Annotated in this window: 25 protein-coding genes and 1 riboswitch; of the genes, 18 read left to right on the forward strand and 7 right to left on the reverse strand. The window is 69.1% G+C overall.

The window, feature by feature from the left end; genetic code table 11:
- Positions 1 to 73 precede the first annotated feature (73 nt).
- From RTL41_RS00855 to infC, 3 genes are all read left to right on the forward strand, one after another.
- A complete protein-coding gene (locus tag RTL41_RS00855; RefSeq protein ID WP_312160384.1) occupies positions 74 to 1,252 on the forward strand; it encodes a glycosyltransferase family 4 protein in 1,179 nt (392 codons plus the stop codon).
- The gene (locus RTL41_RS00860; protein WP_312160386.1) at positions 1,252 to 2,226 is read left to right on the forward strand and encodes a glycosyltransferase family 9 protein; all 975 of its coding nucleotides are present in this window, start codon (positions 1,252 to 1,254) and stop codon (positions 2,224 to 2,226) included. The genes RTL41_RS00855 and RTL41_RS00860 overlap by 1 nt, the downstream gene beginning before the upstream one ends.
- Before the next feature lie 114 nt (positions 2,227 to 2,340).
- Complete coding sequence (gene infC, locus RTL41_RS00865) at positions 2,341 to 2,862, forward strand: translation initiation factor IF-3 (RefSeq protein WP_056016982.1); 522 nt, start codon at positions 2,341 to 2,343, stop codon at positions 2,860 to 2,862.
- A gap of 63 nt (positions 2,863 to 2,925) precedes the next feature.
- Here infC and metA read toward each other — a convergent pair whose 3' ends face one another.
- The gene (gene metA / locus RTL41_RS00870) at positions 2,926 to 3,855 is read right to left on the reverse strand and encodes a homoserine O-succinyltransferase (protein ID WP_312160390.1); all 930 of its coding nucleotides are present in this window, start codon (positions 3,853 to 3,855) and stop codon (positions 2,926 to 2,928) included.
- A 44-nt stretch (positions 3,856 to 3,899) separates the two neighbouring features.
- A riboswitch (SAM-I-IV-variant riboswitch) is annotated at positions 3,900 to 4,005 on the reverse strand.
- A gap of 323 nt (positions 4,006 to 4,328) precedes the next feature.
- Here metA and RTL41_RS00875 point away from each other — a divergent pair.
- The 3 genes from RTL41_RS00875 to RTL41_RS00885 are packed head-to-tail and all read left to right on the forward strand — an operon-like array spanning position 4,329 to position 7,675.
- Entirely contained in the window at positions 4,329 to 5,531 is a 1,203-nt protein-coding gene (locus tag RTL41_RS00875; protein ID WP_312160392.1) for an MFS transporter, read from the forward strand.
- Positions 5,528 to 6,733, forward strand: a complete 1,206-nt coding sequence (locus RTL41_RS00880) for an MFS transporter (RefSeq protein ID WP_312160394.1) — start codon at positions 5,528 to 5,530, stop codon at positions 6,731 to 6,733. Before RTL41_RS00875 ends, RTL41_RS00880 begins: the two co-directional genes overlap by 4 nt.
- A gap of 33 nt (positions 6,734 to 6,766) precedes the next feature.
- Positions 6,767 to 7,675, forward strand: a complete 909-nt coding sequence (locus RTL41_RS00885; protein WP_312160396.1) for a DMT family transporter — start codon at positions 6,767 to 6,769, stop codon at positions 7,673 to 7,675.
- A 1-nt stretch (position 7,676) separates the two neighbouring features.
- On the opposite strand, the gene RTL41_RS00890 is transcribed toward RTL41_RS00885, so the two are convergent.
- Entirely contained in the window at positions 7,677 to 8,381 is a 705-nt protein-coding gene (locus RTL41_RS00890) for a DUF1345 domain-containing protein (RefSeq protein ID WP_312160397.1), read from the reverse strand.
- Between the two features lie 191 nt (positions 8,382 to 8,572).
- On the opposite strand from RTL41_RS00890, the gene rpmI reads away from it, so the two are divergent.
- The 6 genes from rpmI (at position 8,573) to RTL41_RS00920 (ending at position 13,818) form a co-directional block, all read left to right on the forward strand.
- Positions 8,573 to 8,773, forward strand: coding sequence for a 50S ribosomal protein L35 (gene rpmI, locus RTL41_RS00895; RefSeq protein WP_183771800.1), 201 nt, complete (start codon positions 8,573 to 8,575; stop codon positions 8,771 to 8,773).
- A gap of 13 nt (positions 8,774 to 8,786) precedes the next feature.
- Complete coding sequence (rplT, locus tag RTL41_RS00900) at positions 8,787 to 9,143, forward strand: 50S ribosomal protein L20 (RefSeq protein ID WP_056017012.1); 357 nt, start codon at positions 8,787 to 8,789, stop codon at positions 9,141 to 9,143.
- 212 nt (positions 9,144 to 9,355) lie between these two features.
- Positions 9,356 to 10,459, forward strand: a complete 1,104-nt coding sequence (gene pheS, locus RTL41_RS00905) for a phenylalanine--tRNA ligase subunit alpha (protein WP_312160402.1) — start codon at positions 9,356 to 9,358, stop codon at positions 10,457 to 10,459.
- Positions 10,459 to 10,848 (forward strand): ASCH domain-containing protein, encoded by a 390-nt coding sequence (locus tag RTL41_RS00910; protein WP_312160404.1) that lies wholly within the window; start codon positions 10,459 to 10,461, stop codon positions 10,846 to 10,848. The genes pheS and RTL41_RS00910 overlap by 1 nt, the downstream gene beginning before the upstream one ends.
- Positions 10,845 to 13,220, forward strand: coding sequence for a phenylalanine--tRNA ligase subunit beta (gene pheT, locus RTL41_RS00915; RefSeq protein ID WP_312160405.1), 2,376 nt, complete (start codon positions 10,845 to 10,847; stop codon positions 13,218 to 13,220). Before RTL41_RS00910 ends, pheT begins: the two co-directional genes overlap by 4 nt.
- Before the next feature lie 52 nt (positions 13,221 to 13,272).
- Entirely contained in the window at positions 13,273 to 13,818 is a 546-nt protein-coding gene (locus RTL41_RS00920) for a TIGR00645 family protein (protein ID WP_312160406.1), read from the forward strand.
- 48 nt (positions 13,819 to 13,866) lie between these two features.
- On the opposite strand, the gene RTL41_RS00925 is transcribed toward RTL41_RS00920, so the two are convergent.
- Together RTL41_RS00925 and RTL41_RS00930 are read right to left on the reverse strand one after the other, a co-directional pair.
- Positions 13,867 to 14,625: an alpha/beta fold hydrolase gene (locus RTL41_RS00925; RefSeq protein WP_312160407.1), complete on the reverse strand. Its 759-nt coding sequence runs from the start codon at positions 14,623 to 14,625 to the stop codon at positions 13,867 to 13,869.
- Positions 14,626 to 14,634: 9 nt separating this feature from the next.
- Positions 14,635 to 15,261, reverse strand: coding sequence for a DUF1134 domain-containing protein (locus tag RTL41_RS00930; RefSeq protein WP_312160409.1), 627 nt, complete (start codon positions 15,259 to 15,261; stop codon positions 14,635 to 14,637).
- A gap of 127 nt (positions 15,262 to 15,388) precedes the next feature.
- On the opposite strand from RTL41_RS00930, the gene RTL41_RS00935 reads away from it, so the two are divergent.
- The 3 genes from RTL41_RS00935 to RTL41_RS00945 all read left to right on the forward strand — a co-directional run bounded on the left by RTL41_RS00935 (position 15,389) and on the right by RTL41_RS00945 (position 18,155).
- Positions 15,389 to 16,024: a hypothetical protein gene (locus tag RTL41_RS00935; protein ID WP_312160410.1), complete on the forward strand. Its 636-nt coding sequence runs from the start codon at positions 15,389 to 15,391 to the stop codon at positions 16,022 to 16,024.
- Between the two features lie 46 nt (positions 16,025 to 16,070).
- A complete protein-coding gene (gene lepA, locus RTL41_RS00940; RefSeq protein ID WP_312160412.1) occupies positions 16,071 to 17,876 on the forward strand; it encodes a translation elongation factor 4 in 1,806 nt (601 codons plus the stop codon).
- A gap of 141 nt (positions 17,877 to 18,017) precedes the next feature.
- Positions 18,018 to 18,155: an entericidin EcnA/B family protein gene (locus RTL41_RS00945; RefSeq protein WP_312160413.1), complete on the forward strand. Its 138-nt coding sequence runs from the start codon at positions 18,018 to 18,020 to the stop codon at positions 18,153 to 18,155.
- Between the two features lie 2 nt (positions 18,156 to 18,157).
- Here RTL41_RS00945 and RTL41_RS00950 read toward each other — a convergent pair whose 3' ends face one another.
- On the reverse strand, positions 18,158 to 18,319 hold the full coding sequence (locus RTL41_RS00950; RefSeq protein ID WP_312160414.1) for a hypothetical protein: 162 nt from the start codon (positions 18,317 to 18,319) through the stop codon (positions 18,158 to 18,160).
- A 140-nt stretch (positions 18,320 to 18,459) separates the two neighbouring features.
- Between RTL41_RS00950 and RTL41_RS00955 the strand changes: the two genes are divergently transcribed.
- From RTL41_RS00955 to RTL41_RS00965, 3 genes are all read left to right on the forward strand, one after another.
- Complete coding sequence (locus tag RTL41_RS00955) at positions 18,460 to 18,840, forward strand: DUF983 domain-containing protein (protein WP_312160416.1); 381 nt, start codon at positions 18,460 to 18,462, stop codon at positions 18,838 to 18,840.
- Positions 18,841 to 18,898: 58 nt separating this feature from the next.
- Positions 18,899 to 19,057, forward strand: coding sequence for a DUF3309 family protein (locus RTL41_RS00960; RefSeq protein WP_312160417.1), 159 nt, complete (start codon positions 18,899 to 18,901; stop codon positions 19,055 to 19,057).
- A 75-nt stretch (positions 19,058 to 19,132) separates the two neighbouring features.
- Entirely contained in the window at positions 19,133 to 19,846 is a 714-nt protein-coding gene (locus RTL41_RS00965; protein ID WP_312160419.1) for a DUF599 family protein, read from the forward strand.
- Here the strand turns inward: RTL41_RS00965 and RTL41_RS00970 are convergent.
- Both RTL41_RS00970 and msrA read right to left on the reverse strand, forming a co-directional pair.
- A complete protein-coding gene (locus tag RTL41_RS00970; protein WP_312160421.1) occupies positions 19,843 to 20,181 on the reverse strand; it encodes an MmcQ/YjbR family DNA-binding protein in 339 nt (112 codons plus the stop codon). The genes RTL41_RS00965 and RTL41_RS00970 overlap by 4 nt on opposite strands.
- A 37-nt stretch (positions 20,182 to 20,218) precedes the next feature.
- Entirely contained in the window at positions 20,219 to 20,872 is a 654-nt protein-coding gene (msrA, locus tag RTL41_RS00975; RefSeq protein ID WP_312160422.1) for a peptide-methionine (S)-S-oxide reductase MsrA, read from the reverse strand.
- Between the last annotated feature and the right edge of the window lie 50 nt (positions 20,873 to 20,922).

Raw genomic sequence — 20,922 nt, forward strand, 5'->3', positions numbered from 1 at the left:
AACGCGTGGATGTGACATCGTTAAGCGCGCGCAGAGGGTTTACCAAACCGAGGCTTGCGCTATGCAGAACCCCGTGACGCTTCCCCCAGACTTCACTCTCCTGCAGGTCGTGCCGGAACTCGAGACCGGCGGAGCCGAACAGACCACCATCGATGTGGCCGATGCGGTCGTGCGCGCCGGCGGCAAGGCCCTGGTCGCGACCCGCGGCGGCCGCATGGCCGCGCGGCTGGAGGCCGACGGCGGGCGGCTGGCGCAGATGCCGGTGCAGACCAAGAACCCGCTGGTGATGCTGGGCAACGCCGCGCGGCTGGTCGACCTGATCCGCAAGGAGAAGGTGTCGATCGTCCACGCCCGCAGCCGCGCCCCGGCGTTCTCGGCCCTGTGGGCGGCGCAGGCGACCAAGACCCCGTTCGTGGCGACCTATCACGGCGTCTACGGCGCCAGGAACAGCGTCAAGCGCTGGTACAACGCGGTGATGACCCGCGGCGACCTGGTGATCGCCAATTCCGACTACACCCGCGACCACGTGCTGGCCGAGCACGACATCGACCCGGACCGCATCGTCTCGATCCCGCGCGGGGTCGACCTGGAGCGCTTCAACCCCAGTTGGGTGACGCCCGAGCGCGTGCAGGCGCTGCGCGAGGCCTGGGGCGTGGATTCCCGCGACCGGCGGGTCAAGCTGCTGCTGGCGGGGCGGCTGACGCGGATCAAGGGCCACCTGCTGATCATCGAGGCCGCCCGGCGCATGCGCGCCACGGGGACCGAGAACTTCCTGATCCTGTTCGCCGGCGACGACCAGGGCCGCACCGGCTATCGCGAGGAGGTCGAGGCGGCGGTGGTCGCGGCGAGCCTGGCGGACCATGTGCGGCTGGTCGGCCATTGCGACGACATGCCGGCCGCCTACCAGATCTGCGACCTGGCCATGCTGCCGACCACCAAGCCGGAGTCGTTCGGGCGCACGGCGGTCGAGCCGCAGGTGATGGGCAAGCCGGTGCTGGCCTCCGACCACGGCGGCACCACCGAGACGGTGCTGAACGGCGAGACCGGCTGGCTGGTCAAGGTCGACGACCCCGACGCCTGGGCCGCGGCCATGGCCAAGGCGATCGAGATGGGCGCGCCGCGGCTGGCGGCCATGGGCCAGGCCGCCGCCAACCGCGCCCGGCGGCTCTATTCAGTCGACGCCATGTGCGCGGCGACCCTGGACGCCTACGCCCGCGTGCTGGCCGCCCGCAATTCGGGGTTCCACGGCTGATGGCGCGCGAGATCAAGAAGATCCTGGTCATCAAGCTCTCGGCCCTGGGCGACTTCGTCCTGGCGCTGGCGGCGATGAAGAAGATCCGCGAGGTCCACAAGCGCGCGCACATCACGCTGCTGACCACGCCGCCGTTCGAGGGCCTGGCCAGGGCCTGCCCCTATTTCAACGCCGTGGAGACCGACGGCCGGCCGCAGGGGCTGGGCGAATGGCTGGCGCTGCGCAAGCGGCTGAAGGCGGCCCGGTACGACCGCGTCTACGACCTGCAGACCTCGGCGCAGTCGGCGCGGATCTTCCACATGCTGGCGCCCTTCCCACCGGAATGGTCGGGGATCGCGGCCGGCTGCTCGCTGCCGCACAAGAACCCCAACCGCAACCGCCTGCACACGCTGGAGCGCCACGCCGACCAGTTGAAGTACGCCGGCATCTGGCCCGACGCGCCGACCGAGCCCGGATCGGCCCCCGGCCCCGACCTGTCGTGGGTGCTGCCCAAGCCCAGCCAGACCCGGCCGGTGCCCGGCGGGGTCAAGCCCAAGCCCTATGCGCTGTTCGTGCCCGGCGGCTCGGCCCACCGGCTGGACAAGCGCTGGCCGGCCGAACGCTACGGCCAGCTCGGCAGGATCCTGGTCGAGCGCGGCTATGACATCGTGATCATCGGCGGCCCGCAGGAAAGCGCCCTGGCCCGCCAGATCCAGCGCGAGGTCGGGCAGGTCCGCGACCTGACCGGCCGCACCGACTTCGCCAAGATCGCCATGCTGGGAGCCAAGGCCGCCCTGGTGGTCGGCAACGACACCGGCCCGCTGCACCTGGCCGCGGCCACCGGCTCGCCGACCGTGGTGCTGTTCTCCAGCGCTTCGGACCCCGAACTGGCCGCCCCGCGCGGCCATGTGACGGTGCTGCGCTCGGGCAGCCTGGGCGACCTTTCTGTGGCCGAGGTCCTACAAGCGGCGAATGCTTTGCTGCCGCAGCCCTAGCACCGCTTGATTGGGACCATCCCCTTCGTCATATATGGCGTCCTGACCGGAGCCCCGCGCTGCCGGCCACACCTGTTTCAACAGCTCTAGGAGCGAAAGCCTATTCGCCGCCCCATGCAGGCGCCGCCCGTCAAAGACGGACCGCGCATCAATGATGAGATCCGCGTCCCCAAGGTTCTGCTTATCGACCAGCACGGCGAGAAGCAGGGCGTGATGCCGACGTCGAGCGCCATGGAGGCCGCTGAGGAAGCCGGCCTCGACCTGGTCGAGATCGTGCCCAACGCGGATCCGCCCGTCTGCAAGATCCTGGACTACGGCAAGTTCAAGTTCCAGGAACAGAAGAAGAAGAACGAGGCCCGCAAGCGCCAGAAGGTCGTCGAGATCAAGGAGATCAAACTCCGCCCGAACATCGACATTCACGACTACGAAGTGAAGACCAAGGCGATGCACCGGTTCTTCGACGAAGGCGACAAGGTGAAGGTCACCCTGCGCTTCCGCGGTCGCGAACTGGCCCACCCGGAACTCGGCATGAAGCTGCTCCAGAAGGTCAAGGCCGACTTCGACGAAGTGGCCAAGGTCGAGTACGAGCCGCGCATGGAAGGCCGCCAGATGATCATGATCCTGGCCCCGCGCTAGGCTCTGCCGGCATCGACGGAACGACGAACGGCCGCCCTTCGGGGCGGCCGTTTTGCGTCCGGCCTATCCGACCGCCTGCGCACCGATGTCGAGCAGGTCGTACGGGGTCGTGCGGTAGATCTCGTTGATCCAGTTGGCGAACAGCAGGTGGGCGTGGCTGCGCCAGCGGTTGTTCGGCGTGCGATCGGGGTCGCCGCCGGGGAAGTAGTGCGCCGGCGCGGGGGTGGCGGGATCCCTGGCCCGGTCGCGGACGAACTCGTCGGCGAGCGTCGTGGCGTCGTATTCCAGGTGGTTGAACATGTGCAGCCCGCGCCGGGCCGGGTCCTCGACAAGGCAAAGGCCGGCCTCGTCGGAGTCCAGCAGCACCTTGAGCCCCGCGTGCGGCGGCAATTCTTCGCGCCTCACCTCGGTCCAGCGCGAGACCGGCACGTCGACGTCGTCGGACAGCCCGCGCAGATAGGCGGAGCCCGGCGCGACCAGGCGGTGGGTGAAGACGCCCGAGCGCTTCGCCGGCAGCACGTGCTTGCCGACCCCGTGGAAGTGGCGCAGCGCCGCCTGGGCGGCCCAGCAGATGTTCAGGCCGCTGTGCACGTGGCTCTCGGTCCAGTCGAAGATCCGCCGCAGCTCGTCCCAGTAGTCGACCTGTTCGAACGGCAGGGTCTCGACCGGGGCGCCCGTCACGACGAAGCCGTCGAAACGCTCGTGCTTCACCTCGTCCCAGGTCCGATAGAAGGCGGCGAGGTGCTCGGGCGGGGTGTTGCGCGGAGTGTAGCTGGCCAACTGGACCAGCGAGAGCTCGACCTGGAGCGGGGTGGCGCCCAGCAGGCGGGCGAACTGGATCTCGGTCTTCGGCTTGTCCGGCATCAGGTTGAGGAGGCCGATGCGCAGCGGCCGGATGTCCTGGCGCGCGGCCTGCGTTTCGGCCATGACGATGACGCCCTCGGCTTCCAGGGTGGCGCGCGCAGGCAAGGCGTCGGGAATCTTGATCGGCAAGGCTCGGCCCTCAAAAACTTCGAATCGGCGCGGGACGGAGCTGGGATCACCCGTTTGATTGCCGCCTCGGCCACATCCTCCCGGCGGGAGCGCCACCTTGCTCGGGAAAGCAGGTTGGCGTTGGGCGACGCCCAACTCTTGATGCGAGGCCAGCAATAGGAAATGCCGGCGCCGCCGACAAGCCTCGACATCCCATCGGCCGGCCTGGAGCGCTCGGCTCCCAGCCGGACGGCCGGCACGAACCGCTCGACTTCGGCGTCCCGCGGGGTGCGATCATGCCGTCGCGACGGCTGGGCCAGAGGGGTTCGTGCACGCCGCGGAACGAGGGCTGGCGGCGCCATACTGAGGCGTCGAAGCCGCATCCCCCCGCCGCGAACAACCCAGCGCCGAACTCGGGCTTGCGGCCCAACGCAGGTCCGCTTAACAGCGTTCACATGTCCGACACCGCGCCGCGGGGGAAGGCTCCGTCCCCGATGGCGGCGCCGTCCCTGATCGCCGTCATCTTCATCAACATGCTGGGCTTCGGGATCATCGTCCCGTTGCTGCCGTTCTACGCCAAGTCGTTCAACGCGCCGGGCTGGCAGATCGGCCTGATCTTCGCGGCCTATTCGGTCGGCGCCTTCTTCGGCGAGCCGTTCTGGGGCCGACTGTCGGACAAGTACGGGCGCAAGCCGCTGCTGATCTCGACGATCACCGGCAACTGCCTCTGCTACTTGGCCCTGGCCTTCGCCCCCAACATCTGGGTCGCGTTCGTGATCCGCCTGATCGGCGGCCTGGCGGCCGGCAACGGCGCGGTCGTGCAAGGATACCTGGCCGACGTCACCCCGCCTGAAAAGCGCGCGCGGCAGATGTCGTACCAGAGCGCGGCCTGGAACGTCGGACTGATCGTCGGCCCGTCGGTCGGCGGCCTGTTCGTGCACACCGGCGCCGGGCCGGTCGGCTTCCGGATTCCGCTGTTCATCGCCTCGGGCCTGGCCCTGCTCTGCGTCATCGCGATCATGCTGTTCATCCGCGAGAGCCGCATCCGCGACACCAGCATCACCGATCGCCCCAGCCGCTGGTCGGCGATCGGCGAGGCCGTCGGCCATCCGGTGATCGGCCGGCTGATGCTGCTGACCTTCCTGGTCGGCTTCGCCTTCACCGGCATCGAATCGATGTTCGGCCCCTGGGCCAACGCCCGCTTCGGCTGGGAGCCGCGCGACATCGGCGTCTGCTTCGCCTTCGTCGGGGTGGCCGCGTTCCTGACCCAGACGCTGGTCACCGGCCAGATGTCCGAGCGGTTCGGCGAGGGCCCGATGCTGGCCGTCGGCATGAGCATGACCGTCATCGGCGCCCTGCTGCAGACCGTGTCCACGGGCGGCCCCATGACCATCGCCCTGATGTGCTTCACCGCCGTCGGCCAGTCGGTGGCGTACCCGAACGTCGGGGCGCTGATCTCGCGCACCGCCGACCCGCACAAGCAGGGCCAGATCCTGGGATTGAACAACGCCTGCGGCGCGGCCGCACGCGTGGTCGGGCCGATCACCGCCGGCTTCGTCTTCGAGCACGTCCTGAACGGGCCCTTCATCATCGGCGCCCTGGTGGTGGCGCCGGCGATCTTCCTGGCGCTGGCGGCCAGCCGCCGGGCCAAGGCTCACCTGCAGGCCCAGCAAGCTCAATCGGCGGAACGGCCATGAGCCCGGCCCCCGTCTCGCGCGGGGAGGAGACGCGGGCGCTGATCGTCCTGTTGTCGGTGATCTTCCTGAACATCGCCGGCTTCGGGCTGGTGATCCCGCTGCTGCCGTTCTTCGGCAAGGCGCTGGACGCGCCGGCCTGGCAGATCGCCATCCTGTTCTCGGCCTTCTCGTTCGGGCAGTTCCTGGGCGAGCCGTTCTGGGGCCGGATGTCCGACCGCCTCGGCCGCCGGCCGGTGCTGATGGCCACCATCGCCGGCGGGGCGCTGGCCTATGTGGCGCTGGCCTTCGCCCCGACCATCTGGCTGGCCTTCCTGGCGCGGTTCGTCGGCGGCTTCCTGTCGGGCAACATCTCGACCCTGCAGGGGGCGCTGGCCGACATCACCCGGCCGGAGGAGCGGGCGGCGAAGATGGGGCTGATGGGCTCGGCCTTCTCGCTCGGCTTCATGGTCGGCCCGGCGCTGGGCGGCCTGCTGGCGCGTCCGGACCTGGGGCCGCTGGGCTTCCATATCCCGCTGTTCGCGGCCGCGGGCTTCGGGCTGCTGTCGGCCGGAGCGGTGTTCGCCTTCGTCCGCGAGAGCCGGCCCGAGCCGCGCCAGGGCCCGCAGCCCAACCGCATGGAGGTGCTGCGCGCGTCGCTGGCCCATCCGGTCATCCTGCGGGTGATGTTGATCAGCTTCGTGGTCATCTCGGGCTTCGCCGGGATCGAGGCCACCTACGGCCTGTGGACCGAGCACAGGTTCGGCTGGGGCCCGCGCGAGATCGGCTTCGCCTTCATGGGCATCGGGGTGCTGGGCGCCTTCTGCCAGGCGGTGGTGACCGGCATGCTGGTGCGCCGCCACGGCGAGACCACGGTGCTGACCGCAGGCCTCATCGCCATGTGGATCGGGATGATCTTCCAGTTCGCCTCGCCCACCTGGCCGGTGGCGATGGTCGGCTTCGCCTTCGTCTGCTTCGGCCAGTCGATCTGCTTTCCGTGCCTGACGGCGCTGATCTCGCAGGCCGCGCCGCCGGAGCGCCAGGGCGAGACGCTGGGGCTCAACATGTCGAACATGGCCCTGGCGCGGATCGGCGGCCCGGTCTTCGCGGGGCAACTGTTCTCGCTGGTCGATCCGGGCGCGGCGTTCGTAGTGACCGCCATCCTGATCGTGCCGGCGGTGGTGATGGCCCTGCAGATCCTCAAGCGCCTGCCCCGCGCGGCGTGACGCGGGCGGGCCGCTTCCGCTAGATTGCCGCGCATGTCCGAAGTCCATGCGCCCGCGCCGGGCCTGCGCGCCCTGGTTCCCTATGCGGCGCTGGTCGGAGCCATCGTGTCGCTGTGCGTGGGCACGTCCTTCGCCAAGCAGTTGTTCCCGCTGGTGGGAGCCCAGGGCGCGAGCGCCTATCGGGTAGGGTTCTCGGCGCTGCTGCTCTGCCTGATCTGGCGGCCGTGGCGGACGAGGCTGTCGCGCCAGGACCTGACCCGGCTGGCGCTCTACGGCGCGGTGCTGGGGCTGATGAACCTCAGCTTCTACATGTCGATCCGCACGATCCCGCTGGGCCTGGCCATCGCCATCGAGTTCATGGGGCCGCTGAGCCTGGCCCTGGTCCATGCGCGCCGCCCGATCCACTTCGCCTGGATCGGCCTGGCGGCGCTGGGGCTGAGCCTGCTGCTGCCGCTGGGCGGCGTCGGCCTCGGCCTCGATCCCACCGGCGTCGCCTTCGCCGCGGCGGCGGCGGTGTTCTGGGCGCTCTACATCGTGCTGGGCAAGCGGACGGGCCACCTGCCGGCCGGGCAGTCGGTGGCCCTGGGCATGTCCACGGCGGCCTTGATCGTCGTGCCCTTCGGCCTGCTGGAGGCCGGCGCGACCCTGTTCAGCCCGGCGATCGTGGGGCTGGGCCTGATCGTGGCGATCGTGTCGAGCGCCGTTCCCTATTCGCTGGAGATGATCGCCCTGCGCGGCATTCCCAAGCGCAGCTTCGGGGTGGTGCTCAGCCTGGAGCCGGCGGCCGGGGCCGTCGCCGGGCTGCTGATCCTGGGCGAACGCCTGGCGGCGACCCAGTGGCTGGCGATCGGCCTGATCGTCTGCGCCTCGATCGGGGTGATCCTGACCGATCCGGCCCGGGCCGGCGACATGGTGGAGGACGATCCCGCCCCCGCGCCGTGACCTAGCCCTGGAACAGCCCGGCCAGCAGGTTGATGGTCAGGGCCAGGACCACGGTGTTGAAGGTGAAGGCGACGACCCCGTGGACGGTGCCGATGCGGCGCAGCGCCTTGGAGGTGAAGGCGATGTCGGCGGTCTGGCTGGCGACGCCGATGACCAGCGAGAAATGCACGAAGTCCCAGTAGTCCGGCTCCTCGCCGCCGGGGAACAGCAGGCCGCCGGCGTCATTCGGCGTGTCGTCGTCGGGGGCGTAGTACTCGTGCGCATAGTGCAGGGCGAAGATCAGTTGCACCATGAACCACGAGGCCGCGACGGTGGCGAACACCAGGGCGACGCGCAGCGCCTTGACGAGGCCGACGTCGGCCTGGGCCGCCGACAGTTCCTGGGCGATGACCCAGATGCTGGCCGCGGCGGCGACGACGGTCAGGGTCAGGATCACCCCCTGGCCCTGGTCCTGGGTGGCGGCGATGGCGCGCATGCGGGCCGGCTCGGCGCCCCACATCATGCGCACGGCCAGGACGATGAAGGTCAGGCAGACGGCGTCCCAGGCGAGGATCGCCGAGGTGACCGCGCCCAGCCGGCTGGGAACGAAGAGGCAGAGCCCCCAGACGACGACGCCGACAGCGACCGCGATCAGCAGCCGGGGCCGGGTCACGAAGGCCCCGAGCAGGCGCCGGCGGGGGGTTTGCGGTGCGGGCGTCGACGTCATCGGACCCTCGTTCCAGGCAGGCGTCACGACTATAGGCCAGCCCTGCGCGAGTGGCCGCAGCCCGACTCAAAGCCTTGCCTTCCCTCACCCTTTCGCGTAAACGCCCCGCTCTTCGGAGTCGTCTGGCCAAAGGCATGCCAGGGCGGTTCATCAATACACCAGAGGACGGGACCGCGAGGTTCCGCAGAGAAATGCCCAAACTGAAGACCAAGTCGGGCGTTAAAAAACGCTTCAAACTGACCGCGACCGGCAAGCTGAAGGCCGGCGTCGCTGGCAAGCGTCACCGCCTGATCAGCCACAACGCCAAGTACATCCGTCAGAACCGCGGCACCAAGGTGATGACCGAAGCTGACACCAAGATCGTCAAGCTTTGGCTCCCCTACGGCCTTTAAGGAGAACTGACAGATGGCTCGCGTGAAACGGGGCGTTGTCGCCCACGCCAAGCACAAGAAGGTTCTCGAGCAAGCCAAGGGCTTCTACGGGCGCCGCAAGAACACCATCCGCGCCGCCAAGGCGGCCGTGGATCGGGCCGGCCAGTACGCCTATCGCGACCGCAAGGTCCGCAAGCGCAACTTCCGTTCGCTGTGGATCCAGCGCATCAACGCTGCGGCTCGCCTGGAAGGCTTCACCTACTCGCAATTTATCTTCGGCCTGGACAAGGCCGGGATCGAAATCGACCGCAAGGTCCTCTCGGACATCGCCGGTAACGATCCCACCGGGTTCAAGGCCATCGCCGACAAGGTTCGCGCCGCGCTGGCTTGAGGCCGTTTGAGTCGACAGACTCACTGAGCATTCGAGAAGCCCTCCGGCCGAACCGCCGGGGGGCTTTTTGCTGTCCCTCTTCCTCCCGGCGGCGGCAAGCTCGGAGCCCGGTCTCGCCCCCTCCACCACGCTGGCGCGTGGTCCCCCTCCCCCGCCTTGCAGGGGAGGAAAGGATTTCACTCCAGACGAAGCCCCTCTAAAGACGTCAGCCCATGACCGCCCAACTCGAAGCTGAAATCCTCGCCGCCGTCGACGGCGCGGGGGACGCCGCCGCCCTTGAGGCCGTGCGCGTCTCCGCGCTCGGCAAGTCCGGCTCCATTTCCGAACTGCTCAAGTCGCTGGGGGGCATGAGCCCCGACGAGCGCCGCGAGCGCGGCCCGCAGATCAACGGCCTGCGCGACCGCATCCAGACCGCCATCGCCGCGCGCAAGCAAGTGCTGGAGGCCGCCGAGCTCGACGCCAGGCTGGCGGCCGAGCGGGTCGACCTGTCGCTGCCGGCCCCGCCGCGGCGCAAGGGCAGCGTCCATCCGACCATGCAGGTCATGGACGAGATGATCGCCGTGTTCGCCGAGATGGGCTTCTCGGTCGCCGAAGGCCCGGACATCGAGACCGACTTCAACAACTTCACGGCCCTGAACTTCCCGCCCAAGCACCCGGCGCGGGAGATGCACGACACCTTCTTCCTGCCCGAGGACGAGCACGGCGAGCGCAAGGTGCTGCGCACCCACACCAGCCCGGTGCAAGTGCGGGTGATGCACAAGGTCAACGAGAAGCTGCCCGGCTGGATCGCCAACGGGCAGGAGCCGCCGATCCGGGTGATCGTGCCGGGCCGCACGTTCCGCAAGGACAGCGACCAGACCCACACGCCGATGTTCCACCAGATCGAAGGCCTGGTGATCGACAAGGCCATCCACATGGGCCACCTGAAGTGGACGCTGGAGACCTTCCTGGCGCGCTATTTCGAGACGCCCGAGGTCGTGACCCGCTTCCGGCCGCACCACTTCCCGTTCACCGAGCCGAGCGCCGAGATGGACGTGCAGTGCGACCGCTCCGGCGGCGAGGTGCGGATCGGCCAGGGCACCGACTGGCTGGAGATCCTCGGCTGCGGGATGGTGCACCCGAACGTGCTGCGCAACTGCGGCCTGGACCCGGACGTCTGGCAGGGCTTCGCGTTCGGCTGCGGCGTCGACCGCCTGGGCGTGCTGAAGTACGGCATGCCCGACCTGCGCGACATGTTCGCCAGCGACGTGCGCTGGCTGGAGCACTACGGCTTCAGCCCCTATGCGGCGCCGAACCAGGCTTCGGGGCTGAGCTGATGTCTGCGCTGGAGCACTTTGCTTTCGGCGACAGCCCGGCGATGGCCGACGAGCTTCTCGCCCTGGTGCTCCAGGGCAAGAAGACCGCGACCTGCTGGCCGGCGTCACAGGGGCTGAAGGGCAGCGCCCCGGGCGCACGCTACGTGGTGCTCGATGGCGCGGGCGCGCCCCGCGTCGTCATCGAGTCCACAGAACTGGTTCAGCGGCGGTTCGACGAGGTGCCGGCCGACTTCGCCGCCGAAGAGGGCGAAGGCGACCTGAGCTACGCTCACTGGGCCGCCGTCCACGAAGACTGTTTCACCCGCGAAGGCGTCTTCGCCCCGGACATGATGCTCTGGTGCGAACGCTTCCGCCTGGTCGAGATCATCGGCGAAGGAGCCGATCAATGAAATTCACGCTCTCCTGGTTGAAAGACCACCTCGACACCGACGCGACGACGCAGGCCGTGGTCGACGCCATGACCATGGCCGGGCTGGAGGTCGAGCATGTCGACGATCCCGCCGCCAAGCTGGCGGCGTTCTCGGTCGCCAAGATCGTCGAGGCGGTGCAGCACCCCAACGCCGACCGCCTGCGCGTCTGCCAGGTGGACACCCGCGACGGCCGCAAGGAGATCGTCTGCGGCGCGCCGAACGCGCGGGCCGGGATCACCGTCGTCTATGCGCCGATCGGCGCCTATGTGCCGGGCCTGGGCGTGACCCTGGTCGAGAAGCCGGTCCGCGGCGTGGTCTCGCACGGCATGCTCTGCTCGGCCTCGGAGCTGGAGACCGCCTCGGAATCCGACGGCATCATGGAGCTGCCCGACAGCCTGGCGGTCGGGACGCCGGTGGCGCAGGCGCTGGGCCTGGAAGCGGTGATCGACTTCGAGGTCACCCCCAACCGCCCCGACTGGCTGGGCGTGGTCGGCATCGCCCGCGACCTGGCCGCCGCGGGCCTGGGCAGGCTGAAGGACGTTTCCATCGCGCCGGTTCCCGGCCAGTTCGCCAATCCGATCGAGATCCGGCTGGACGGCTCGGACGGCTGCCGCCAGTTCACCGGCCGGCTGATCCGCGGCGTGAAGAACGGCCCCTCGCCGGCCTGGCTGCAGCAGAAGCTGACCTCGATCGGCCTGCGCCCCATCAACGCCCTGGTCGACGTCACCAACCTGATCTCCTACGACCGCGCCCGGCCGCTGCACGTCTATGACGTCGGCAAGCTGACCGGCGGCTTCATCGAGGCCCGCGCCGGCAAGGACGGCGAGAGCGTCGAGGCGCTGGACGGCAAGACCTACGCCGTCACCCCGGAGATCACCGTCATCGCCGACGGCTCGGGCGCGATCGGCCTGGGCGGGGTGATGGGCGGCCTGTCGACCGGCTGCTCGGACGAGACCACCGACGTCTTCGTGGAAAGCGCCTGGTTCGACCCGATCCGCATCGCCCAGACCGGCCGCACGACGGGGATCACCTCGGACGCCCAGTACCGCTTCGCGCGGACGGTGGACCCGGCCAGCCAGGTCCCCGGCCTGGAGCTGGCGACCAGGCTGATCCTGGAGCTCTGCGGCGGCGAGCCGTCGGAGGTGAGCGTGGTCGGCGAGGCCCCGGCCGCGCCGGACGCCATCGCCTTCGACCGCGCCTATGTGAAGCAACTGTCGGGCCTGGACCTGACCCGCGAGCGGATCGACCAGATCCTGACCGACCTGGGCTTCGTCCTGGACGGCGACCAGGTGCAGCCGCCGAGCTGGCGGCGCGACGTCGAAGGCAAGGCCGACCTGGTCGAGGAAGTGGCGCGGATCGAGGGCTATGACGCCCTGCCCGCCTCGCCGCTGCCCGAGGTCGCCGCCAGCGCCGGCGGCGTGCTGACCGCGCGCCAGTCGCGCGTGCGGGCCGGCCGCCGGGCCATGGCCGCCAAGGGCTATGCCGAGACCATCACCTGGAGCTTCACCAGGCGCGAGACCGCCCAGATGTTCGGCGGCGGCGCGCCCGAACTGGTGATCACCAACCCGATCGCCTCGGACCTCGACTGCATGCGCCCCTCGATCCTGCCGAACCTCGTCGAGGCGGCCGGCCGCAACGCGCGGCGCGGCTTCCCGGACGTGGCGCTGTTCGAGATCGGCCCGCTCTATCGGGGCGACCAGCCGGCCGACCAGCTCACCGCGATCAGCGCCGTGATCGCGCCGCATCCGGCCCGGCGCTGGGACGGCGTCAGCGCCGATCCGCTGTTCGAGCTGAAGGCCGACGTGCTGTCGCTGCTGGAGGACCTGGGCGCGCCGACCGGCTCGCTGCAGACGACGCAGGGCGGGCTGGCCGACTGGTGGCATCCGGGCCGCTCGGCGGCGCTGCGCCTGGGCAAGAACGCCCTGGTCGAGTTCGGCGAGATCCATCCGCGGGTCCTCAAGGCCCTGGACGTCGAGGGGCCGGTGCTGGGCTTCGAGCTGATCGTCGACGCCATCCCCGAGCCGAAGAAGAAGTCGACCAAGACCAAGCCGGCGCTGGAGCTGTCGCCGCTGATGCCGCTGAGCCGCGACTTCGCCTTCGTGGTCGACGAGGCCGTGGCGGCCGGCGACCTGACCAAGGCCGTGGCCGGCGCCGACAAGGCGCTGATCACGCAGGCGCGGGTGTTCGACGTCTATCGCGGCCCCGGCGTGGCCGAGGGCAGCAAGTCGGTGGCGGTGGAGATCCTGTTGCAGCCGCGCGAGAAGACCCTGACCGACGCCGAGATCGAGGCGCTGTCGGCCAAGGTGGTCGCCGCCGCTGAAAAGGCCGTGAGCGCCAAGCTCCGCGCTTGACCTGAAAGTCCAGGTCGGGGTCTTTCCTCAAGCCAGGAGAGACCCCGACCGCATGACCGACATCTCACGCCGCAAGCCCAAGCCCGCCGCCGAACGCTGGCTGGAGGCCGGACTGTTCCATTCGCGCTGGCTGATGGCGCCGTTCTATGTGGGGCTGGTCGCAGCGCTGATGGCGCTGCTGGTGGTGTTCTTCAACGAGGCGGTCCACGAGCTGTCGCACCTGTTCGTCATGAAGCCGAACCAGGCGATCATGATGGTGCTGTCGCTGATCGACCTGTCGCTGGCCGGCAACCTGCTGCTGATCGTGATCTTCTCGGGCTACGAGAACTTCGTCTCCAAGATCGACACCGCCGACGACGAGGACCGGCCGAGCTGGATGGGCACGGTCGACTTCTCGGGCCTGAAGATGAAGCTGATCGCCTCGATCGTGGCGATCTCGGCGATCGCCCTGCTCAAGGCGTTCATGGAGCTGTCCGAGGGCAAGGAACTGTCCGACCGCAGCCTGATGTGGCTGGTGGTGATCCACATCACCTTCGTGGTGTCGGGCGTGCTGCTGGCGCTGATGGACTGGCTGGCGGCCAAGACCGACAAGCACTGAGGCTCAGCGTCTTTCCTCCCCTGCGCAGCGGGGAAGGAAAAAGAGCGCTCAGGCGCGGGCCAGTTCGTCCAGGATGATCTCGCGGCAGAGGCTGGTCGCCTGGCTGAGGACGTCGTGGCCGCAGCCGGCGGCGATCTGGACGCGCAGGTCGGGATAGGCGGCGGCCAGGGCGTGGTCGGCCTCGTCCATCAGCGAGGGGGCCAGGGCCAGGTCACGCGGGGGCGACAGGGGGACGTCGCCGCAGACCACCAGGGCCGGGGCCTTCAGCCGGTCCAGCAGGGCGCCGTAGCTGCGGTTCTGCTCCAGCGCCCCGTCGCGCCAGCCGAGCGCCTGGAACAGGAAGTCGGGGTTGGGCAACTGCCCGCGCTTCTCGGTGCGCTCGAGCGCCACCTCCAGCGGCCAGCGCCCGGCGGTGGCGAAGAACGGGTCGAAGGCGATGCTGGCGTAGCCGCGCGCGTTCAGGGCCAGGGCCAGGAGGCCGCCGAGCCCGAGGCCGGCGACGAGCACCCGCCGCCCCTGGGTGACGCCGCGCAGGCTCTGGTGGAGGCCGGTGACCAGCTCGTCCCAGCCGCTGGCCGACAGCAGCGGCGCGGTCCCATGGCCGGGCAGGCAGGCCAGCATGACCTCGGCCTCCGGCTCCAGATGGCCGAACCAGGGGGCCATGGAGCCGGGCGTGCTGAGGACGTCGTGGATCAGGACGACGACCGACTTGTGCCGGTCGCGCAGTTCAGGACGGGCGGCGAAGATCAGCGTGTCGCCGGAGGGGATCACGCAGTTGATCCACTTGGTCTCGCTGACCGGCCGCATCGCGTCCCCTTAGAACGGCAGGGTGCGCCGCTGACGGCTGAAGCCGAGATAGCCGACATTGGCCCCGAGCCGCAGCCCGACCCCCGCGCGGATCGGCGCCAGGGTGACGTCGTCCGAGCGCAGGTAGTTCACGCCCAGGCCGGCGACCAGATAGGCCGAGCCCTCGACCCCCGGGAAGCGCTGGAAGATCACTTCGGGGTACTGGAGATTGTAGCAGAGCGTGAAGACCCGGCTGGCGTTGCCGCCGAAGTCCCAGCCGACCGAGGGGCCCTGCCAGAAGACTTCGATCGGGTCGCGGTTCTTCATGTAGAGCAGGCCGCGGCCATAGCGCGCGCCGCCCACGAAGGCGCCGGAGGCTTCCTCGCCGGCGATGTAGGCGGTGGGCCGGCCGTTGTCCTGGAAGGCGCGCTCGATGGCGCCCCCGGCCGCCTCGGCGGTCACGCCCAGGAAGTCGGAGGTGGTGTTGACCAGTTCCTCGCGGCTGTAGGTCTGAGCCTGGCCGGTCGGATAGCTGGGATTGGCGGTGGCGCTGGGGCTCGGCGGCGGCGGCGAACCTGGCCCGGCCGGCTGGGCCGTCGCGCAGCCCGCAGTCCCGATGGTGGCGAGTCCCGAAACGATCAGCGTGCGGCGGTCCATGAATTTCCCTTGAAGCTTGAACGAGCCTCACATCCCCAGAGGGCATGAATGCGGCGGTCAGGCTTAACGGGCGATTAACCATGCCTGACTGCAGTCCTACGCTCCCCAAGGCCCCGCAGGATCAGTCATGCCCGTAGTTGTCGCCGAATACGTGGTGCGTTGGACCACTTCGCCGTTCGGCCAAGTCGCCGATGCCCCCTGGCGCATAACGCTGGATGCGCCGACGCATCTGACCAACGCCCTGGCGAAGCTCCCCGCGGACTACGACGTCATCGATGACGTTGCGGTCCATCGGACGGCGATCATTGAACCGGGCGCGATCATCAAGGGGCCCGCCATCGTTGGGCCGCGCTGTTTCGTAGCAGCGAGCGCCTATCTGCGTGGAGGGGTGTTCATGGACGAGGACTGCATCGTCGGTCCTGGTGCGGAACTGAAGACAACCTTCATGTTCAAGGGTTCGAAGCTCGCGCACTTCAATTTTGTGGGCGACAGCATCCTGGGCGCAGGGGTCAACCTGGAAGCTGGCAGCATCATCGCGAACTATCGCAACGAGTTGGACGACAAAGTAATTCGCCTGCGACTTGGAGATCGCGTGATCGACACCGGCGTTGAAAAGTTCGGAGCGCTGATGGGCGACGGAACGCGCGTCGGCGCAAATGCTGTCATCGCGCCTGGCGCGGTGTTCGCGAAGGATGCGCGTGTTGGTCGTATGTCATTGGTTGATCAGTATCCATTCGCCAATGGGCCAACGATCCGTCGATAGACGGCGCGCTCGCGATATTGTGTGAATGTGCTAGAGGCAGCGCACCATGACGACGCCCCTTTCCCATATCCGCAACTTCTCGATCGTGGCCCACATCGACCACGGGAAGTCGACCCTGTCCGACCGCCTCATCCAGGAGACCGGCGCGCTGACCAAGCGCGAGATGACCGAGCAGGTCCTGGACAACATGGAGATCGAGCGCGAGCGCGGAATCACCATCAAGGCCCAGACCGTGCGCCTGGAGTACAAGGCCAAGGATGGGGAGACCTATGTCCTGAACCTGATGGACACCCCCGGCCACGTCGACTTCGCCTATGAGGTCAGCCGCTCGCTGGCCGCGTGCGAGGGCTCGATCCTGGTGGTCGACGCTTCGCAGGGGGTCGAGGCCCAGACCCTGGCCAACGTCTACCAGGCGATCGACAACAACCACGAGATCGTCCCGGTCCTGAACAAGATCGACCTGCCGGCCGCCGAACCCGACCGCGTGCGCCAGCAGATCGAGGACGTGATCGGCATCGACGCCTCCGAGGCGGTGCTGTGCTCGGCCAAGACCGGCGAGGGCATCGCCGAGGTGCTGGAGGCGGTGGTCGCCAAGCTGCCGCCGCCGAAGGGCGACCGCGAGGCGCCGCTGAAGGCGCTGCTGGTCGACGCCTGGTACGACCCCTATCTGGGCGTCGTGGTCCTGGTGCGCGTGCTGGACGGGGTGCTGAAGGCCGGCATGAAGGTGCGGATGATGAACGCCGGCGCCACCCATCAGGTGGACAAGATCGGCGTGTTCCGGCCCAAGCAGACCGAGGTCGCCGAGCTCGGCCCCGGCGAGATCGGCTACATCACCGCCCAGATCAAGCAGGTGGCCGACGCCGCCGTCGGCGACACCATCACCGAGGAAAAGCGCCAGACCGAGCACGCCCTGCCCGGCTTCCGCGTCGCCCAGTCGGTGGTGTTCTGCGGCCTGTTCCCGGTGGACGCGGCCGACTTCGAGGACCTGCGCGCCGCCATCGGCCGCCTGCGCCTGAACGACGCCAGCTTCACCTACGAGATGGAGACCAGCGCCGCGCTCGGCTTCGGCTTCCGCTGCGGGTTCCTGGGGCTGCTGCACCTGGAGATCATCCAGGAGCGGCTGAGCCGCGAGTTCGACCTGGACCTGATCGCGACCGCGCCCAGCGTCGTCTACAAGATCCACATGACCGACGGCAGCGAGATCGAGCTGCACAACCCGGCCGACATGCCCGACCCGGTGAAGATCGCCGACATCAGCGAGCCGTGGATCAAGGCGACCATCCTGACGCCGGACGAGTACCTCGGCTCGGTCATCAAGCTCTGCCAGGACCGCCGCGGCGAGCAGCGCGAGCTGAGCTATGTCGGCAGCCGCGCGCTGGTGGTCTACGACCTGCCGCTGAACGAGGTGGTGTTCGACTTCTACGACCGGTTGAAGAGCGTCTCGAAGGGCTACGCCTCGTTCGACTACGCCATCGAGGGCTATCGCGTCGGCGACCTGGTGAAGATGTCGATCCTGGTCAATTCCGAGCCGGTGGACGCGCTCTCGATGCTGGTCCACCGCGACCGGGCCGAGACCCGCGGCCGCGGCATGGTCGAGAAGATGAAGGACCTGATCAGCCCGCACCAGTTCCAGATTCCGCTGCAGGCGGCGATCGGCGGCCGGATCGTGGCCCGCGAGACCATCCGCGCCCTGCGCAAGGACGTGACGGCCAAGTGCTATGGCGGCGACATGAGCCGCAAGCGCAAGCTGCTGGACAAGCAGAAGGCCGGCAAGAAGCGCATGCGCCAGTTCGGCAAGGTCGAGATCCCGCAGGAGGCCTTCATCGCCGCCCTGAAGATGGACGCCGACTAGGATCTGTCATGGCCGGCCGCTTGCGCCGGCCACCCACGCCCCGTTGATCAGCGTCGCCGGGCGAGCCTAAAAAACGCCAGGAAGCTTGGCCATCACCATCGGGGCGAGACCCTTGGCCGAAACACTTTGGGGGGACCACCCATGCGCAAGATCATCACCCTCGCCGTCGTCGCCGCGGCGCTCATGACCTCGGCCTGCAACACCGTGGCCGGCATCGGCCGCGACGCCCAGGCCGCCGGCGCGGCCATCACCGGCGCCGCCAACGACATGAAGCGCTGAGCCTAGGCGTCCTCCTCGCGGGACGCCTCCTCGGCGATCCTCGCCTTCTCCGCGGGCGGCACCACCGCCGGGTTGGCGCTGCGCGAGACGTCCTCGGCCGGGGTCGTGGGCCCCACATGGCCGTGCGGCGGTCTTTCCGCGGGCGCGCGGGAATCGTCGGTCATCTGCAGTCCCTCGGCGGGTTGGCGTCCCAGGTGAAAAGCCTGCGCGGCGGCGCCGTTCCGCGCCTGCGGCGGCCGCGCCCCTTTCCTTGCGGCGCTCCGAAGCGCATATCGAAGCGCGAAGTCACCCAGGTATCGCGTCCATGTTCGTGCAATCGATGCTCCGCGGCCTCAAGGGCCGCTGCCCCGCCTGCGGCGAAGGCAAGCTGTTCTGGCGCTATCTGAAGGTGGAGCCGCGCTGCCCGGTCTGCGACCTGGACCTGGCCAGGTATCCGGCCGACGACGGCCCGGCCTATTTCACCATCCTGATCGTCGGCCACCTGATCGTCGCGCCGCTGCTGCTGTTCCCGGTCATCTGGCAGGCGCCGACCCTGATCGTCCTGCCCGCGACGCTGATCCCCCTGGCCGTCGTCACCCTGATCCTGCTGCCGGTCACCAAGGGCTGGTTCATCGGCCTGCTCTACGCGCTGGGCGTCAAGCAGGGCGACAGCACGATCCACACCGCCGACGTCTCCGACCGCTAGCGGAACTGCGCCCAAGCCTGGCCGTTGGCCTTGGAGAGACCGGCAGGGAGGGGAAGTCATGAAGCTGGACGTCGCGCTGCTCGCGATCCTGAGCGCGTGCCTGGTCATCGCCCTGCCCGTCTGGAAGCACTCCCGCCGCTGGGGCTATCTGCCGTTCGCGGGCCTGGCCCTGACCCTGGCCATCGTCGTGGTGCTGGACCTGGCCGGCCGCATCTAGCGAATATCCGACGAATCTGGCGATCTGCCGTTTTCCGGACAGAGCCGTTACGCTCAAGCGCCGAGGATCCTGGCCGTGAACTTCCTGAGCGCCCTGTCGAGGGCAGACATCGCCGCCTTCGCGATCTTCGCCGTCGCCTGGCTGGCCTATGAGCCGCTGCTGAAGGCGCTGGCCCGCGGCAGGGGCGTGCTCAACACCGACATGACCGTGCTGCGCGCCGCCTGGATGCGGACCATGGCCGGCCGCGAGAACAAGTTCATGGACGGCCAGTTGCTGGGGCACACCCTGAACTCGGCCTCGTTCTTCGCCTCGTCCAACCTGATCCTGATCGCCGGGGCGGCCGGGGTGCTGTTCGGCGGCGAAGGGGCGTTCCGCAGCGCCTCCAGCCTGATGGTGCTGAAGACCTCCTCGCGGCTGCTGTTCGAGGCGCAGATCGCCCTGGTGCTGCTGACCCTGGCGCGCGGCCTGCTCGACTTCATCTGGGCGATCCGGCAGATGAACTACTGCCTGGCGGTGATCGGGGCGACGCCGACCACCGAGGACAAGGACTTCCAGCGCGACTACGGCGAGACGGCGGCGCGGCTGCTGAACCCGGCGCTGTCGTCGTTCAATCGCGGCGTGCGCGGCTACTACTTCGCCCTGGCGGCGGCGGCCTGGCTGTTCGGCCCGATCGCCTTCACGCTCGTCACCCTGTCGGCCGTGGCGCTGCTGTTCGCCCGCCAGCGGCACTCGCCGGCGGCCCGCGCGATCCGCGACGTCCGCACCCTGCTGGAACGGCGCGAGGACTAGAGGCCGAGCTCGGCCCGGAGCTTGCGCGTCAGCTTGGCGGCGATGAGGTCGTGCGAGGCGGCGATCCAACCGGCGACCTCCTGCGCGTCCACCGCGTCCAGGTCGACGCTCACCCACTGGCCCTTGGCGAGGTAGGGCGCCTGGCGTCCCGGACCGCCCTCGTCGGTCAGCACCATGAAGCCGATCTCGGTGACCTTGAACGACAGGCCGCCAGCCAGGCCGCAGATCGCGAACACCTTGCCGCCGACCTTGTAGACGTCGGCGCCGCCCCACTGGACGACCCTGGTCGCCGCCGGCAGGGCCAGGGCCAGGACCTCCACCTCCTCGCGGGTCATGCCGGGCCGATCTGCGGGCGCGGCGCGCCGCCCGGCCTCACGCGCGGACGCCGACGCCGATCGGGCAGGTCACGCCGGTGCCGCCGATCCCGCAGTAGCCGGCAGGGTTCTTGGCCAGGTACTGCTGGTGGTAGTCCTCGGCGAAGTAGAACTCAGGCGCCTCGGCGATCTCGGTGGTCACCGCGCCGTAGCCCCGGTCCGACAGCGCCTGCTGGTAGGCCTGCAGCGAGGCCGCGGCGGCCGAGGCCTGGGCGTCGTTGTGGACATAGACGCCCGAGCGGTACTGCGTGCCGATGTCATTGCCCTGGCGCATGCCCTGGGTCGGGTCGTGGTTCTCCCAGAACACCTTCAGCAGGTCCTCGTAGGTGACCACGCGCGGATCATAGACCACCCGCACCGCCTCGGTATGGCCGGTGCGGCCGCTGCAGACTTCCTCGTAGGTCGGGTTGGGGGTGACGCCGTTCACATAGCCGACGGCGGTGACCCAGACGCCGGGAAGCTGCCAGAACTTGCGCTCCACGCCCCAGAAGCAGCCCATGGCGAAATCGGCGATCTCCAGCCCGTCCGGATAGGGGCCCTTCAGCGGCCGGCCGTTGACGAAGTGGGTCTGGGCGGTCGGCAACGGGGTGGAGCGGCCCGGCAGGGCGGTGTCGAGGGTGGGGAGTTCGAGGGTTTTCTTGGCGAAGATCATGGCGCGCCCGATCGATGAGAATGCGCCGCCAACATAGGTGCGCGCGCAGG

Origin of the sequence: Phenylobacterium sp. (assembly GCF_031984885.1) — a bacterium.
GTDB lineage: Bacteria > Pseudomonadota > Alphaproteobacteria > Caulobacterales > Caulobacteraceae > Phenylobacterium.